Origin of the sequence: Gemmobacter nectariphilus DSM 15620 (assembly GCF_000429765.1) — a bacterium.
GTDB lineage: Bacteria > Pseudomonadota > Alphaproteobacteria > Rhodobacterales > Rhodobacteraceae > Wagnerdoeblera > Wagnerdoeblera nectariphila.
Window position 1 is genome coordinate 46,849 of sequence record NZ_AUCM01000003.1, and the last position, 14,245, is coordinate 61,093.

Consider the following 14,245-nt stretch of genomic DNA (forward strand, 5'->3'; position numbering starts at 1 on the left):
GAATGCCGATGTTGACCGATTACCCCAGACTTCTGCCGGTTCCCGGCGCCCTGAATATCCGTGACCTTGGCGGCTATCGCACGCGGCGGGGGCCTCAGACCCGCTGGCGCAGCCTGTATCGCGGGGCGGGCCTGCATGACATGAGGCCCGAAGGGGGCGCGGTGTTGCGCGGTGCCGGTCTGCGCACCATCATCGACCTGCGGTCCCACCCCGAAACCCGCGACGAGCCGAACCCGCTGGCCGGCTCGCAGGGTGTGACCTATCACCCGATCCCGCTGTTCGACGATCTGGCGCCGACGATCAAGGATGTGAAGGCGCGCAATTCCGACGATCTGCTGCTTGATCTTTACATGGAGGCGCTGAACGCCCAGTCCGGCGCCGTGCGCAGCGTGCTGGCGACCATCGCCGCCGCGCCCGAAGGGGCGGTGCTGTTCCATTGCACCGCCGGCAAGGACCGCACCGGCATCATCGCGGCGCTGCTTCTGGGCGCTGCCGAGGTCGAGCGCGAGGACATCGTTGCCGATTATGCCCTGACCGGCACCCATATCGTGCCGCTGGTGGAACGCCTGCTGGCGCGCACGCGGGCGAATGGCGGCGATCCCGAAACCCACGCCCGGTTCCTGCGCTGCGAAGCCCCGACGATGGAGGCGATGCTGGACCATATCGAACGGCGCCATGGGTCTATTGCCGGCTATCTGGCCGACATCGGCCTTGAGGTCGGCGATATCGAGGCGCTGCGCGACCGTCTGCTGGGGGGCTGACACATGTCCCATTACGCGGCCCCCGACGCCACGCCCCCCTTGCGGGTCCTGCTGCTGGGGGCCTCGGGCCCCGGCTGGTATGGCGCCTCCGACACCGAGCGGCGCGAGGTGATCCTGCCCCGCCTGATGGCTGTCTGTGCGGGCTGGAAGGATCTGGGCGCGCGGCTGATCACCACGCTGGACGATGATATCCTCAAGGTCGGCCAGCCGGCCGATACGGATCACACCTGGTATCTGGTCTACGAGGTGCCCTCGCTTCAGACCGTATCCGACATGCTGCACGCCTTCCGGGTCGAGGAAAACGGTGCCCGGCTGGACCGCTGGTTCCGGCTCGAGGCCAAGGTCTGCCGCCCGTTCTTTCCCATCGAGGCGCTCTGATCCGCATCGGCTGCATGGCCGCTACGGGTTGACCTCGGGTGTCGATGGCTTCATGCCTCGGACAGGAACCGAGGGAGGGAACGTCATGACACAATCTTTCAGCCGCCGTCACCTGCTGGCCGCCGGGGCAGCGCTGGCCATGGCCGGGGCCGCCGGGATGGGCGCCGCGCAGTCCTGGCCGACCGGGCCGGTCCATATCGTCGTGGGGTTCCCGGCCGGTTCCTCGCCCGACACGCTGGCCCGCCTGGTGGCCGAGCCGCTGGCGGCAAAGCTGGGCCAGCCGGTCGTGGTGGAAAACAAGCCGGGTGCAGGCGGCGTCATTGGCGTTCAGCAGATGCTGGCGGCCAAGGATGGTCACACCTTCGGCGCCACGATCAACGGGCCGCTGACCACCGCGCCGCGTCTGGTCAAGGACATTGGCTATGATGTGGCCAAGGACATCACCGGCATCGCGCTGACCGCGACCAGCCCGATGGTGCTGGCGGTTGCGGCTGACAATGCGGCGAACGATCTGCAAGGCTTCATCGACGCGGCCAAGGCCGATCCGGGCGGCATGACCTATGGCTCGGTCGGGCAGGGGTCGGGCGCGCATCTGGCAATGGAGCTGTTCCTGGATACGGCGGGCATCGAGATGCTGCACGTCCCCTTCACCTCTTATGCCGAGGTCACAACCTCGATCATGGGCGGCGAGATTGATGCAGGGTTCATGGCGCCGTCAGCCGCGATGGGCCATGTGCAGGCGGGCAAGATGAAGATGCTGGGCATCACCTCGTCGCGGCCCTTCCCGCAGGTGCCCGATGTGCCGGTGATCGCGGGCCAGGCCGGGATGCCGGCCGATTACCGGGCCGAGCTGTGGAACGCCTTCATCGCGCCGGCCAGCACCGATCCGGCCGTGGTCGCGCGGCTGAACACCGAGATCGCAGCGATCCTGGCCGATCCGGCGGTGCAGCAAAAGATGCTGACCATGGGCTGGAAGGCCGAAGGCGGCACCGCAGCCGATCTGGCCGCGCGGATCACCGCCGATACGGCGGTCTGGGGCAAGGTTCTGGACCGGATCGAGGCGAAGAAGTGATCGGCTTGCCCTGGCGCCCCTGACGGCGCCGGGGCATCGGCAGTTTCCGGGGGCGGCATGCAGCGCGACTATTACGATCTTCTGGGCGGCGGGGCGCTGGCCGCCCTTGGCCTTGGCGTTGCTGCCTATTCGGGCGCGCACTACGATTTCGGCACCCTGCGCCAGATGGGGCCGGGGTTCTTTCCGGTCGGTCTGGGTTTGCTCTTGGCCGGGCTTGGCCTGATCGTCGCCGTGCCTGCATGGCGCCGCCAGACCGAGGCGCGCCCCTTTGATCTGCCCGAGGCTGCGGCGGCGCTGGGGGCGATCCTGGTCTTTGCGCTGACCATGAACCGGCTGGGGCTGATCCTGGGCACTGCACTGGCGGTGCTGATCGCGACCTTGCCGGCCGCGCGGCCCGGCGCCCTGTGGCGGCTGGTGCTGGCCGGGGTGGTGACGGTGCTGGTCTGGCTGGTGTTCAAGGTGGCGCTGGCGATGACCATTCCCCTTTGGCCCTGGAGCGCCTGAGATGTTCGATGGCCTGATGCAGGGTCTGGCGACCGCGCTGCACCCGTCGGTTCTGATCTACAGCCTGTTCGGTGTGTTCCTTGGCACCTTTGTCGGCGTTCTGCCCGGCATCGGCGCGATGGCGACCATCTCGCTTCTGCTGCCGCTGACCTATTACATCTCGCCCGAGGCGGCGCTGGTGATGCTGGCGGGGGTCTATTACGGCTCGCAATACGGGGGGGCGGTGGCGTCGATCCTGCTGCGCCTGCCGGGCACGCCGCAATCGGCGGTGACCTCGCTGGATGGCTATCCGATGGCGCGCGACGGGCGGGCGGGGCTGGCGCTGTTCACCTCGATGATCTCGTCGTTCACCGGGTCCATGCTGGGCATTCTGGTGCTGGTCGTGCTGGCGGGGTGGCTGGCGGACCTGGCGACGAAATTCGGTGCGGCGGATTATGCCGCCATGATGATCCTGGGCCTTGTGGCGGCCGCCACGGTCGGATCGGACAGCCCGGCGAAAAGCCTGGCCATGGTGGTGCTGGGCCTGCTGCTGGGCTGCATCGGCACCGATGTGAACACCGGCACCCAGCGCCTGACCTTTGGCTGGGCCGAGCTGATGGACGGCATCAACCTGGTCGCGCTGGCGATGGGGCTATTCGGTGTCTCCGAGGTGATCGCCAATATCCGCAAGGCCGACCGCCACGGCCCGCCCGGCAAGGTGAAGTTCCGCCAGATGCTGCCGACGGGGGCGCAGATGCGCCAGATCATCCCGCCCGCGCTGCGCGGCACCGCTGTCGGCAGCTTCTTCGGCGCGCTGCCGGGGACCGGATCGACGATTTCCTCGTTCCTGTCCTATGCGCTGGAGCGGCGGATCGCGCGCCAGCCCGAACGCTTTGGCCATGGCGCCATCGAAGGCGTCGCCGCGCCCGAGGCGGCGAACAATTCCGCCTCGATCACCGCCTTTGTCCCCACGCTGACACTGGGGATCCCGGGCGATCCGATCATGGCGCTGATGCTGGGGGCGCTGATCATCCATGGCATCCAGCCGGGGCCGATGATGCTGGAGGCGCGGCCCGAGATGTTCTGGGGCCTCGTGGTCAGCTTTGGCATCGGCAATCTGTTCCTCTTGATCCTGAACCTGCCGCTGATCGGGATCTGGGTGTCGATGCTGCGCATCCCGTTCCGCTGGCTGTATCCGGCGATTCTGATCTTTGTCTGTCTGGGGGTCTATTCGGTGCGCGGATCGACCTTTGATCTGGTCATGGTCGCGGGGATCGGGGCGGTGGGCTATCTGCTGGCGCTGGCGCGGTTCAACCCGGCGCTGCTGTTGCTGGGCTTTGTGCTGGGGCCGCTGATCGAGGTGAACCTGCGCCGCGCCATGCTGATTGCCCGCGGCGATCCGATGGTGTTTCTGGAACGCCCCATCGCGGCGGTGTTCATCATCGCGGCCGCCGGCCTGCTGGCCATGTCGCTGTGGCAGGCGATCGGGCGGCGTCAGAGCCGCCCGTAAACGCCGCGGTCGGCCGGGCGCCTCGGCCTTAACATTGGTTTTACACGAAATTCTTTAACCTATCGCGCCTGTGTTACGCACGGCGGCAAAAAGCATCGGCGAAAGGGCCAACGTCTGGCCACTCCCAACGCCGAGATGAACATGCTTATCAATCGCCGCCAATCCCTTGGTCTGTTCGGTGCCGCCGCCGGCACGCTGATCTTGCCGCGCCATGTGCGCGCCCAGGGCGCCCGCCGGTCCATCACCATCGCGGTGCAGAAGATTTCCAACAACAACACCCTCGACATCTGGCGCGAGCAGTCGAACGTCGGCGAGCGGGTGTTCTTCCCGAACCTGTGGGAAGGTCTGATCCTGCGCGACTGGATGGGCAATCAGGGGCCGGTGCCGGGCCTTGCGACCGAATGGAAGCGGCTGGACGACAAGACCATCGAGCTGAAGCTGCGCCAGGGCGTCAAGTTCCACAATGGCGACGAGATGACGGCCGAGGATGTGGTGTTCTCGTTCTCGAACGAGCGCGTGTTCGGCGGCACCGAACCGGCTGGCGGCAAGACCATCTACCCCGAGAACTTCAAGCCGCAGACCGCCAAGGAACTGCCTGCCTCGGTTCCCGGCACCGGCCGGCGCCTGTGGCCGGCGCTGCGCGGCGTCGAGGCCGTCGACAAGTACACCGTGCGTTTCCACAACGCGACGCCCGATGTGACGCTGGAAGGCCGGCTGATGGCCTATGGCTCGCAGATCACGTCCAAGCGGTCGTGGGACGAGGCCGCCAGCTATGACGAATGGGCGCGCAAGCCCGTGACCACCGGCGCCTATATGGTCGAGGACTATCGCCCCGACGTGTCGCTGACGCTGGTGGCCTTTGATGAGTACTGGGGCGGCCGCCCGCCGCTGGAGCGGATCCGCTTTGTCGAAGTCCCCGAGGTGGCCAGCCGCGTGAATGGCCTGCTGTCGGGCGAATATGACTTTGCCTGCGATCTGCCGCCGGACCAGATTGCGACCGTTGCGGCCGCGCCGGGCCTGGAAGTGCAATCCTCGACCATCTGGAACCACCGCGTTTCGGTGTTCAACGTCCAGAACGAGATCATGAAGAACCCGCTGGTGCGCCGCGCCATGACCCATGCGATCGACCGCAAGGCGATCGTCGAGGCGCTGTGGGGCAACCAGACCGTGATCCCGGCCGGCTTGCAGTTCGACAGCTATGCCAGCTCGGACATGTTCATCGAAGGCTGGACGGTGCCGGAATACAACCCGGCGCTGGCGCGCGATCTGCTCAAGCAGGCGGGCTACAAGGGCGATGCGATCCCGTATTTCCTGCTGAACAACTACTATACCAACCAGACCGCGACCGGCCAGATCCTGACCGAGATGTGGCGCTCGGCCGGGCTGAACATCGAAATCCAGATGAAGGAAAACTGGTCGCAGATCATGGCGGGTGAAGGCACCCGCGGGGTGCGCGACTGGTCGGCCTCGAACCTGATCAACGATCCGATCACGCCGATGGTCAACCAGTTCGGCCCCAACGGCCAGGCCCAGCAATCGCGCGAATGGGCGAATGCGGAACTGAACCAGCTGGCGCAGGTGCTGGAAACCTCGACCGACCGCGCCCTGCGCAAGAAGTCGTTCGCGCGGATGCTGGAAATCGCGGAACGCGAAGACCCGGTCTATACGCTGCTGCACCAGAACGCGGTGTTCACCGGCATGAAGTCCGAGCTGAAGTGGAAGGCCGCCCCCGCCTTTGCGATGGATTTCCGCGCAGGCAACTGGAACGTCTGATCGCTTTGTCAGGGGCGCGGGGCCATGGGCCCGGCGCCCCTGATTGCGTTTGGAAACATGAAAGGGGCAGGGCATGGCGTTCGTCTCGATCCGTGATCTGAAAGTGGCCTTCGACGGCGTTCAGGTTCTGCATGGCATCGACCTTGATATCGACCGCGGCGAGGCGGTGGGTCTGGTCGGCGAAAGCGGCTGCGGCAAGTCGGTGACCTGGCTGGCGGCACTGGGGCTGTTGCCGGGCAAGGCCCGCGTTTCCGGATCGGTCCGGGTCGAGGGGCAAGAGCTGATCGGTGCCCCCGCCCGCATGGTCGAACGGGTGCGCGGCGCGCGCATCGCGATGATCTTTCAAGATCCCTCGTCCTCGTTGAACCCGGTGCAGCGGGTGGGGCGGCAGATTGCCGAAAGCCTGGCCCTGCATCGCGGTCTGCGCGGGGCGGCGGCGCGGGCCGAAACGGTGCGGCTGCTGGACATGGTGGGCATTCCCTCGGCCGCGACGCGGGTGGATCTGTATCCGCACGAGTTTTCCGGCGGCCAGTGCCAGCGCATCATGATTGCCATGGCGCTGGCCGGTCAGCCCGACCTGCTGATCGCGGATGAACCGACGACGGCGCTGGATGCCACGATTCAGGCGCAGATCCTTGATCTGCTGGCGCGTCTGCGGGCGGAAACCGGCATGGCGATGGTGTTCATCAGCCACGATCTGGGCGCCGTTTCGGCGGTCTGCGACCGGGCGGCAGTGATGTATGCGGGCCGCATGGTCGAGGCGGGCGGGATCGAGCGGCTGTTCGCCGCGCCCCGCCATCCCTATACGCGCGGTCTGTTCGACGCGATCCCCGAACTTGACGCGGGCCGGGGCCGCCTGAACCCCATTCAGGGCGTGGTGCCCGACCCCAAGAAGCTGCCGATGGGCTGCGCGTTCTTTCCGCGCTGCACCCGCGCAAGCGAGCTGTGCCGCATCGAACGCCCCGATCTGAAACCGCAGCCGCAGGGCGGCCATCTGGCCTGTTTCCGCCCGCTGGGCGAAGATACCCGCACCTGGGCGCGGGCGGAGGAACTGGCATGACCCCCCCCGTGATCGAGGCGCGCGGCCTGGTGCAGAAGTATGAAAGCGGCCGCTCGCTGCTCAAGCCGGGCCGTGTCGTGCGGGCGGTGGACGGCATCGACCTGGCGGTCCGCCCCGGCGAGGTGCTGGGCGTTGTCGGCGAATCCGGGTCCGGCAAGTCCACGCTGGGCCGGATGCTGCTGGGGCTGGAAAGCCCGGCCGCCGGCAAGGTGCTGTTCGACGGCGCCGCGATGCCTGCCCCCCGCACCGATGAATGGCGCCGCCTGCGGGCGCGGATGCAGCTGATCTATCAAGATCCTCTTGCCGCGCTGGACCGCCGGATGACCATTGCCGACCAGATCGGCGAGCCGCTGCGCATCCACCGCATCGCCGAAGGCCCCGAGCTGCACGAGCGGGTCGCCGCCTTGATGGCCCGCGTCGGCCTGCGCCCCGATCAGGCCGACCGCTACCCGCACGAGCTGTCGGGCGGCCAGCGGCAGCGCGTGGTGATTGCGCGGGCACTGGCGACGGGCCCGAAGTTCCTGGTGTGCGATGAGCCGGTTTCCGCGCTGGATGTGTCGATTCAGGCGCAGGTGGTGAACCTGCTGCGCGATCTTCAGGAACAGGAAGGGCTGACGATGGTGTTCATCAGCCATGACCTCAAGGTCGTGCGCAACATCTGCGACCGGGTGGCGGTGATGTATCTGGGCCGCGTGGTGGAAGAGGCGCCCTCGGACCAGATTTTCACCGATCCGCGCCATCCCTATACCCGCGCGCTGGTCTCCTCGGTCCCCAAGGCGGGGCAGGGGCTGGCGGGGCGGATCATCTTGCAAGGCGAGCCGCCGAACCCCGCCGCGCGGCCCGATGGCTGCGCCTTTCACCCGCGCTGTCCGCTGGCCGATGCTGCCTGCGCCCGCGAGGTGCCGGCGCTGGAGCGCCATCGTGGTCGCCTGACCGCCTGCCTGAAACAGCGCCCCGTTGCGCAAACCGCCGCCTGAGGTCCCCATGTTCAGCTATATCCTGTCGCGGCTGGCCCGCGCTGTCCTGACCATTGCGCTGGTGATGACCTTTGCCTTTGTCGTGCTGCGCATGTCGGGCGATCCGGCGATGATCCTGCTGGGCCCCGATGCGCCGCAAGACGCGATTGACGCCTTCCGCACCCGCTGGGGTTTGGATGCCCCGCTGTGGCAGCAATACCTGGCCTATATGAAGCAGCTGGTCACCTTTGACTTTGGCATTTCCATGCGCGACCGGGCCCCTGCCATTGATCTGGTGCTGGAACGGGTGCCGGCCACGCTGGCGCTGACGATCCCGGCGCTGATCCTGAAGGTGGGCATCGGCATTCCTGCCGGGGTCTATGCCGCGCTGCACCGCCAGTCGGTGACGGACCGGGGCGTCATCATGTTGTCGATCTTCGGCTTCACCATCCCGTCTTTCGTGCTGGGGCTGGTGCTGGTGCTGATCTTTGCCGTGCAGCTGGACTGGTTGCCCTCGGGCGGGCAGGAGAGCTGGCGCCATGCCATCTTGCCGATCCTCACCATGTCCGTGGGCGGGATCGGCGTGCTGGCGCGGTTTTCCCGCTCTGCCATGATCGAGGTTCTGGGCCAGCCCTATATCCGCACCGCCATGGCCAAGGGGCTGAGCTGGCGCGATGTGGTCTGGAAACACGCGCTGCCCAATGCGGCGGTGCCGATCGTCACGCTGATCGGCTTCATGGTCGGCGCGCTGATCGCGGGCGCCGTGGTGGTGGAAAGCATCTTTTCCTGGCCCGGCGTCGGGCGGCTGATCGTGGTGTCGGTCGCCAACCGCGATCTGGCGGTGGTGCAGTGCCTGCTGCTGGTGATCGCCAGTTCCATGGTGATCGCGAACCTTCTGGTCGATGTGGCCTATGGCCTGCTTGACCCCCGCCTTCGGGCGAAAAGCGCCGCGCATTGAGGACCAAGACATGACCGACCTGACCGCCCCCCTTGCCGCGCCGGGCCGACTGACGCGCCTGCGCCGTGCCGTGCCGCTGCTGGTGCTGCTGTCTGCCATCTGGATCGCGCTGGTGATCCTGACCGCAGCCCTTGCCGATGTGATCCGGCCCTATCCGATCACCCAGATGAACCTGTCGGCCCGGCTGGTTCCCATGGGCACCCCCGGCTTTCCGCTGGGCACCGACGAGCTGGGTCGCGATGTGCTGTCGCGGCTGATACAGTCGGTGCGGGTGTCGCTGGTGATCGCCTTTGGCGCAACGCTGCTGTCGGCGGTGTTCGGCACCACGCTGGGCTTTCTGGCCGCGCAGTTCCGCGGCTGGGTGGAACATTTCGTCATGGCGCTGGCCGATTTTCAGGCCGCGCTGCCCTTCATGATCATGTCGCTGGCGGTGCTGGCGTTCTTTGGGTCGTCCATGATGCTGCTGGTGGGTCTGATGGGGTTCTATGGCTGGGAACGCTATGCCCGCATCGCGCGGGGGCTGGCGATCGCCGCGTCCGCGCAGGGCTATGCCGGGGCGGTGGTGCAACTGGGCGCCAAACCGTCCTGGGTCTATCTGCGCCACATCCTGCCCAATGTGGCATCCACGCTGATCGTTTCGATGACGCTGACCTTTCCCGAAATCATCCTGATGGAATCGGGCCTCAGCTTTCTGGGCCTGGGGGTGCAGCCGCCGGAAACCTCGCTGGGCAACATGGTGGGGTTCGGGCGTGAATATCTGACCCGCGCGCCCTGGATCATGCTGGCGCCTTCGGTGGTGATCGTGCTGACCACGCTGTCCATCTCGCTTCTGGGGGACTGGCTACGCGACCGGCTGGACCCGACCATTCGCTGACCTTCAAGGACAAGACCAATGACCCGTATCATGGCGCATCGCGGTGCGCGCAACCTGTGGGCCGAAAACTCGTTGCTGGGGTTTCGCCAGATCCTGCCGCACGGCTTTGCCGCCGTCGAATTTGACGTGCACCTGACCGATGCCGGCGAGCTGGTGGTGATCCACGATGCCACGCTGGACCGCACCACGGACCTGACCGGCCCCGTCCGTGCCCTGACGCCCGAGGCACGGCGGGCCGCCCGCCTGCGCGGCCCGGATGGGGCGTTGACCGACGAACATATCCCCACGCTGGACGAGGTGCTGGCCCTGCTGGCCACCGACCCGACCATCGAGCTGTGGGTCGAGCTGAAATCCGATGCCGAAGGCCGGCCCTATCCCGGTCTGGTCGCCAGGGCGGCCGAGGCGCTGGACCGGCACGGCCTGACCGGGCGTTCGGCGCTGCACAGCTTCGATATTTCCGTCGTGCGGGAAATCCGCGATCAGGCACCGGCGCTGAAGCGGCTGATTTCCGTCAACGCCGACTGGGCGGCGCGGCAGGGCGGCATTGCAGCCTTGCTGGCCGAGGTCGAGGGTCTGGTCGATATCGTCGGCATTCACCACGATCTGTTCGCGGCCGAGTTCGACACCATCACCGCCCTGCGCCCGCTGGCGGGGTGTTCGGTCTGGACGGTGAATGATCCTGCGCTGATCCGCGACTGGATCGCCCGCGCGCCGGGGTTCATCGTGTCGGACGATCCGGTGCTGGTTCAGCAGCTGATGGCCGAGGCATGAGACGGCCTGGCGCGATCCTGTTCGACTGCGACGGCGTGCTGATCGACAGCGAGCCGATGGGCTGCGAGGCTTTGGCGCAAGCTGTCACCGCCGCCGGCCACCCGATGACGCGGGCGCAGGCGACCGCGGCCTTTTCCGGCCATGCTGCCGCCGACAGCCGGGCGCATATGGCGCGGCTGGGGCTGGATGCGGCGGCGGTCTTTGCCGAAAGCGACCGGCTGCTGTTTCAGATGTTCGATCAGGCGATCCCCCATGTTCCCGGCATCGAGGCGGTGCTGGACGGCTTTGCCGTGCCAATGGCGGTCTGTTCGAACTCCTCGGCACGGCGGCTGGATCTGTCGATCCGGCGCACGCCGCTGGCGGCGCGGTTCGGCGCGCACATCTATTCTGCCGACGATGTGGCCGCGCCCAAACCCGCCCCCGACATGGCGCTGTTCGCGGCTGCCCGGCTGGGCGTGGCCCCGGCCCATGCCGTCTTTGTCGATGACAACACCCATGGCATCCGCTGCGCTGTTGCGGCCGGCTGTCTGGCCGTGGGCTTCATCGGCCCCTCCGATCACCGCCCCGGCCATGCCGATGTGCTGCGCGCCGCCGGGGCTGCGCATGTTGTGCATGGCATGGCCGAGTTCCACGCCCTGCTGACCCGACTTTCCCTGTCCCAAGCCGCTTGAAATGCGAGAAAACATGACCGATCTACCGATTCTTGGCGCTGCCATGACCGTTGCCGACCTGGAAAAGCTGCAGGATTTCATCCTGTCGCGGAACCGCGATCTGGAATTGCAGGACTTCTGCATGCTTGGCGCGCTGGATGGCGACTGGCGCCCGGTGGCCGACCGGGCCAAGGAGCTGCTGGATGGCTATCAGGGCCGTCTTGGCATTCACGGCCCGTTCTGGGGCCTGTCGATCGCCAGCGCCGATGACGAAATCCGCAAGGTCGTCTCGCGCCGGATGCTGCAGGGGCTGGAGGTGTGCGAATACCTGGGCGCCACGCAGATGGTGATCCATTCGCCCTATGGCAACTGGGATTACAACAACCTCGACAACTTCGCCTATGGCGTGGCCTATCGCAACATGGTGGACTACACCCACCAGACGCTGGCCGAGGCCGTCAAGCGCGCCGAGGATATCGGCGTGACCATGGTGGTCGAGAACATCATGGACAAGGATCCCGACATCCGCCGCACGCTGGCCGAAAGCTTTGGCTCGCACGCGCTGGCCGTGTCAATCGACACGGGCCATGCGCAATATGCCCATGGCTCGACCGGCGCGCCGCCGGTGGATTACTTCGTGCGCCGTGCGGGCAACAGCTTGCAACATATCCATCTGCAGGATGCCGACGGCTATGCCGACCGTCACTGGAATATCGGCGAGGGCAACATCTCGTGGCACGCCGTGTTCCGGGCGCTGCGCGAGCTGACCTCGAACCCGCGCCTGATCCTCGAGCTGCGCGACAAGGCGGGTATCCTGCCGTCAGTTGCCTGGCTCGAGGCACGCGGCCTGGCCTGCTAGAACCGGCGCGGGCAGGGCGGTCACGCCTTGCCCGCCCCCTGGGGGCCGGTGATTGCCGCGCCGTGTCAGGCCTGTCGCCTTGGTCCGCGCCGTGTCAGCCTGACCTGAGCCCGGCGCAGATGGCGCCGGGTGCCTGCCGATCAGTCATCAGACCCGGCGCCCTGGTGCCGGCGACGGTCTTGGCGCCCTGGCGTGCAAGGGGGCCGTCAGCCGGCCTTGCACAGCTGGCCATACAGGGCCAGATCCTCGGCCATCGTCTCGTGCAGCCGGGCGCGCGTCTCGGGGCGCAGCGCAAGATCGGCCTCGGGCGAGACATTGACGCGCGGCAGGGTGATCTCGCAGTTCAGCCGCTCTTCAAGGAAATCGACAAAGGCGCCGATATCCTCATAGCGGAAGATTCGGTCAACCGGCTGGCGGCCGGGCGGGGTCAGGAACCGCGCCTGCGATCCGACATTGGCAAAGCCGGGCTGCGGCTTTTCGCAATAGGCATTGGCGAAATCGTCAAAGGTCATGTTGCGCGTCGAGTTGTCGTCGAGCAAATCCTCGCGCCGGCGAAAGCGATACCAGCTGCCCAGCCAGTCCAGCGGCTCGCGCATCAGGGCGACGGTGGTGAAATCCTCGCCCGAGGCGACCTTGAGATAGGGGCCAAGAAAGCGGTGGAACCGCTGGACGGTGGTGTGTTTGAGCACCGGCGGGCGCTGGATGGACACGGCCGCCAGGGATTCGAGCGCGGCAGCAATGGCGGTCGAGCCGGTCTTGGGCGTTGCCAGAAACACCAGACGCTGATCCCAGAATACAAGCATGGGCCCCTCCTTGAATGCGCCACATGTAGCGGGCGCAGCATTGGCCGTAAACCTTCCCTTAAGCAATTTCTGAAAACCATGGGATTGCGTAAAACTAGATTGAAATGTTCCCGTTTTGATCGCATAAAGATGCGAACAGGCCGTGAACGAACCGGCGATTGCCGCGCCCACGCGGCTATGGGATAAGGAGAGGCAGGAATGGCGGGCTCGACCCTTCTGGACTTCGGCGGAAAGCGGGACATGGACAAGAACAAGGCGCTGGAAAGCGCGCTGGCGCAGATCGAACGGCAATTCGGCAAGGGCTCGATCATGCGCCTTGGCGCGAACAACCCGGTGGCAGAGATCGAGGCAACCTCGACCGGCTCGCTGGGCCTCGACATCGCGCTGGGGATCGGCGGCCTGCCCAAGGGCCGCATCATCGAAATCTACGGGCCGGAAAGCTCGGGGAAGACCACGCTGACGCTGCATGTGGTGGCCGAGGAACAGAAGAAGGGCGGCGTCTGCGCCTTTGTCGACGCCGAACATGCGCTGGATCCGGGCTATGCGAAAAAGCTGGGCGTCAACCTGGACGAGCTGCTGATCTCGCAGCCCGATACCGGGGAACAGGCGCTGGAAATCGTCGATACGCTGGTGCGTTCGGGCGCGGTCAGCCTTGTGGTGGTCGATTCGGTGGCGGCGCTGACGCCGAAATCCGAGATCGAGGGCGACATGGGCGACATGCAGATGGGCAGCCAGGCCCGCCTGATGAGCCAGGCGATGCGCAAGCTGACCGCCAGCATCGGGCGCAGCAACTGCATGGTGATCTTCATCAACCAGATCCGCATGAAGATCGGCGTGATGTTCGGCAGCCCCGAAACCACCACGGGCGGCAATGCGCTGAAGTTCTATGCCTCGGTCCGTCTGGACATCCGCCGCACCGGATCCATCAAGGACCGCGACGAGGTGGTCGGCAACTCGACCCGCGTCAAGGTGGTCAAGAACAAGGTCGCCCCGCCCTTCCGCGAGGTGGAATTCGACATCATGTATGGCGAAGGCATCTCCAAGACCGGCGAATTGCTGGATCTGGGCGTCAAGGCCGGGGTGATCGAGAAATCGGGCAGCTGGTATTCCTGGGGCGATGAACGCATCGGCCAGGGGCGTGAAAATGCCAAGGGCTTCCTCAAGGCCAACCCGTCGGTTGCCGCCGAGATCGAGGCGAAGATCCGCGGGGCGAACGGTCTCGACTTTTCGGTTCCGCCGACGGACGAAGATCTGACCGAATAAGCCGGGGGCGGCGCAGGACTGTCATGGTGGACAGGTTCTGCGCCGCCCGCTAAAGGGTGGGGCGACAGAACGCC

15 protein-coding genes are annotated in these 14,245 nt (G+C 66.4%); 14 read left to right on the forward strand and 1 reads right to left on the reverse strand.

Features of this window, described 5'->3' with window-relative positions; genetic code table 11:
- The first annotated feature begins 8 nt into the window (after positions 1–8).
- The 13 genes from G481_RS0100235 (at position 9) to G481_RS0100295 (ending at position 12,105) form a co-directional block, all read left to right on the forward strand.
- Positions 9–761, forward strand: coding sequence for a tyrosine-protein phosphatase (locus G481_RS0100235; RefSeq protein ID WP_161630498.1), 753 nt, complete (start codon positions 9–11; stop codon positions 759–761).
- Between the two features lie 3 nt (positions 762–764).
- Positions 765–1,139 (forward strand): hypothetical protein, encoded by a 375-nt coding sequence (locus G481_RS26205; protein ID WP_028028210.1) that lies wholly within the window; start codon positions 765–767, stop codon positions 1,137–1,139.
- A gap of 85 nt (positions 1,140–1,224) precedes the next feature.
- Positions 1,225–2,211 carry a Bug family tripartite tricarboxylate transporter substrate binding protein gene (locus tag G481_RS0100245; RefSeq protein WP_028028211.1) on the forward strand — a complete coding sequence of 329 codons (987 nt, stop codon included), beginning with the start codon at positions 1,225–1,227 and terminating at the stop codon, positions 2,209–2,211.
- Positions 2,212–2,268: 57 nt separating this feature from the next.
- Positions 2,269–2,715, forward strand: coding sequence for a tripartite tricarboxylate transporter TctB family protein (locus tag G481_RS0100250; protein WP_028028212.1), 447 nt, complete (start codon positions 2,269–2,271; stop codon positions 2,713–2,715).
- Position 2,716: 1 nt separating this feature from the next.
- Positions 2,717–4,204: a tripartite tricarboxylate transporter permease gene (locus G481_RS0100255; RefSeq protein WP_035024702.1), complete on the forward strand. Its 1,488-nt coding sequence runs from the start codon at positions 2,717–2,719 to the stop codon at positions 4,202–4,204.
- 141 nt (positions 4,205–4,345) lie between these two features.
- Positions 4,346–5,977 carry an ABC transporter substrate-binding protein gene (locus G481_RS0100260; protein WP_028028214.1) on the forward strand — a complete coding sequence of 544 codons (1,632 nt, stop codon included), beginning with the start codon at positions 4,346–4,348 and terminating at the stop codon, positions 5,975–5,977.
- 73 nt (positions 5,978–6,050) lie between these two features.
- Positions 6,051–7,037, forward strand: a complete 987-nt coding sequence (locus G481_RS0100265; RefSeq protein WP_028028215.1) for an ABC transporter ATP-binding protein — start codon at positions 6,051–6,053, stop codon at positions 7,035–7,037.
- Complete coding sequence (locus G481_RS22420; protein ID WP_035024704.1) at positions 7,034–8,014, forward strand: ABC transporter ATP-binding protein; 981 nt, start codon at positions 7,034–7,036, stop codon at positions 8,012–8,014. Before G481_RS0100265 ends, G481_RS22420 begins: the two co-directional genes overlap by 4 nt.
- A 7-nt stretch (positions 8,015–8,021) precedes the next feature.
- Positions 8,022–8,951, forward strand: a complete 930-nt coding sequence (locus tag G481_RS0100275) for an ABC transporter permease (protein ID WP_028028216.1) — start codon at positions 8,022–8,024, stop codon at positions 8,949–8,951.
- 10 nt (positions 8,952–8,961) lie between these two features.
- Entirely contained in the window at positions 8,962–9,825 is an 864-nt protein-coding gene (locus G481_RS0100280) for an ABC transporter permease (RefSeq protein WP_028028217.1), read from the forward strand.
- A gap of 18 nt (positions 9,826–9,843) precedes the next feature.
- Positions 9,844–10,596, forward strand: a complete 753-nt coding sequence (locus G481_RS0100285) for a glycerophosphodiester phosphodiesterase family protein (RefSeq protein ID WP_028028218.1) — start codon at positions 9,844–9,846, stop codon at positions 10,594–10,596.
- A complete protein-coding gene (locus tag G481_RS0100290; protein ID WP_028028219.1) occupies positions 10,593–11,267 on the forward strand; it encodes an HAD family hydrolase in 675 nt (224 codons plus the stop codon). The genes G481_RS0100285 and G481_RS0100290 overlap by 4 nt, the downstream gene beginning before the upstream one ends.
- Before the next feature lie 13 nt (positions 11,268–11,280).
- Positions 11,281–12,105 carry a sugar phosphate isomerase/epimerase family protein gene (locus tag G481_RS0100295; RefSeq protein WP_028028220.1) on the forward strand — a complete coding sequence of 275 codons (825 nt, stop codon included), beginning with the start codon at positions 11,281–11,283 and terminating at the stop codon, positions 12,103–12,105.
- Between the two features lie 206 nt (positions 12,106–12,311).
- Here the strand turns inward: G481_RS0100295 and G481_RS0100300 are convergent, their stop codons facing one another.
- Entirely contained in the window at positions 12,312–12,908 is a 597-nt protein-coding gene (locus G481_RS0100300; RefSeq protein ID WP_028028221.1) for a sulfotransferase family protein, read from the reverse strand.
- Positions 12,909–13,106: 198 nt separating this feature from the next.
- On the opposite strand from G481_RS0100300, the gene recA reads away from it, so the two are divergent.
- A complete protein-coding gene (recA, locus tag G481_RS0100305) occupies positions 13,107–14,171 on the forward strand; it encodes a recombinase RecA (RefSeq protein WP_028028222.1) in 1,065 nt (354 codons plus the stop codon).
- Positions 14,172–14,245 lie beyond the last annotated feature (74 nt).

Coding starts and splice junctions, on each gene's coding strand:
- G481_RS0100235 (WP_161630498.1), top strand. CDS start 9: ATGTTGACCGATTACCCCAGACTTCTGCCGGTTCCCGGCGCCCTGAAT.
- G481_RS26205 (WP_028028210.1), top strand. CDS start 765: ATGTCCCATTACGCGGCCCCCGACGCCACGCCCCCCTTGCGGGTCCTG.
- G481_RS0100245 (WP_028028211.1), top strand. CDS start 1,225: ATGACACAATCTTTCAGCCGCCGTCACCTGCTGGCCGCCGGGGCAGCG.
- G481_RS0100250 (WP_028028212.1), top strand. CDS start 2,269: ATGCAGCGCGACTATTACGATCTTCTGGGCGGCGGGGCGCTGGCCGCC.
- G481_RS0100255 (WP_035024702.1), top strand. CDS start 2,717: ATGTTCGATGGCCTGATGCAGGGTCTGGCGACCGCGCTGCACCCGTCG.
- G481_RS0100260 (WP_028028214.1), top strand. CDS start 4,346: ATGCTTATCAATCGCCGCCAATCCCTTGGTCTGTTCGGTGCCGCCGCC.
- G481_RS0100265 (WP_028028215.1), top strand. CDS start 6,051: ATGGCGTTCGTCTCGATCCGTGATCTGAAAGTGGCCTTCGACGGCGTT.
- G481_RS22420 (WP_035024704.1), top strand. CDS start 7,034: ATGACCCCCCCCGTGATCGAGGCGCGCGGCCTGGTGCAGAAGTATGAA.
- G481_RS0100275 (WP_028028216.1), top strand. CDS start 8,022: ATGTTCAGCTATATCCTGTCGCGGCTGGCCCGCGCTGTCCTGACCATT.
- G481_RS0100280 (WP_028028217.1), top strand. CDS start 8,962: ATGACCGACCTGACCGCCCCCCTTGCCGCGCCGGGCCGACTGACGCGC.
- G481_RS0100285 (WP_028028218.1), top strand. CDS start 9,844: ATGACCCGTATCATGGCGCATCGCGGTGCGCGCAACCTGTGGGCCGAA.
- G481_RS0100290 (WP_028028219.1), top strand. CDS start 10,593: ATGAGACGGCCTGGCGCGATCCTGTTCGACTGCGACGGCGTGCTGATC.
- G481_RS0100295 (WP_028028220.1), top strand. CDS start 11,281: ATGACCGATCTACCGATTCTTGGCGCTGCCATGACCGTTGCCGACCTG.
- G481_RS0100300 (WP_028028221.1), bottom strand. CDS start 12,908: ATGCTTGTATTCTGGGATCAGCGTCTGGTGTTTCTGGCAACGCCCAAG.
- recA (WP_028028222.1), top strand. CDS start 13,107: ATGGCGGGCTCGACCCTTCTGGACTTCGGCGGAAAGCGGGACATGGAC.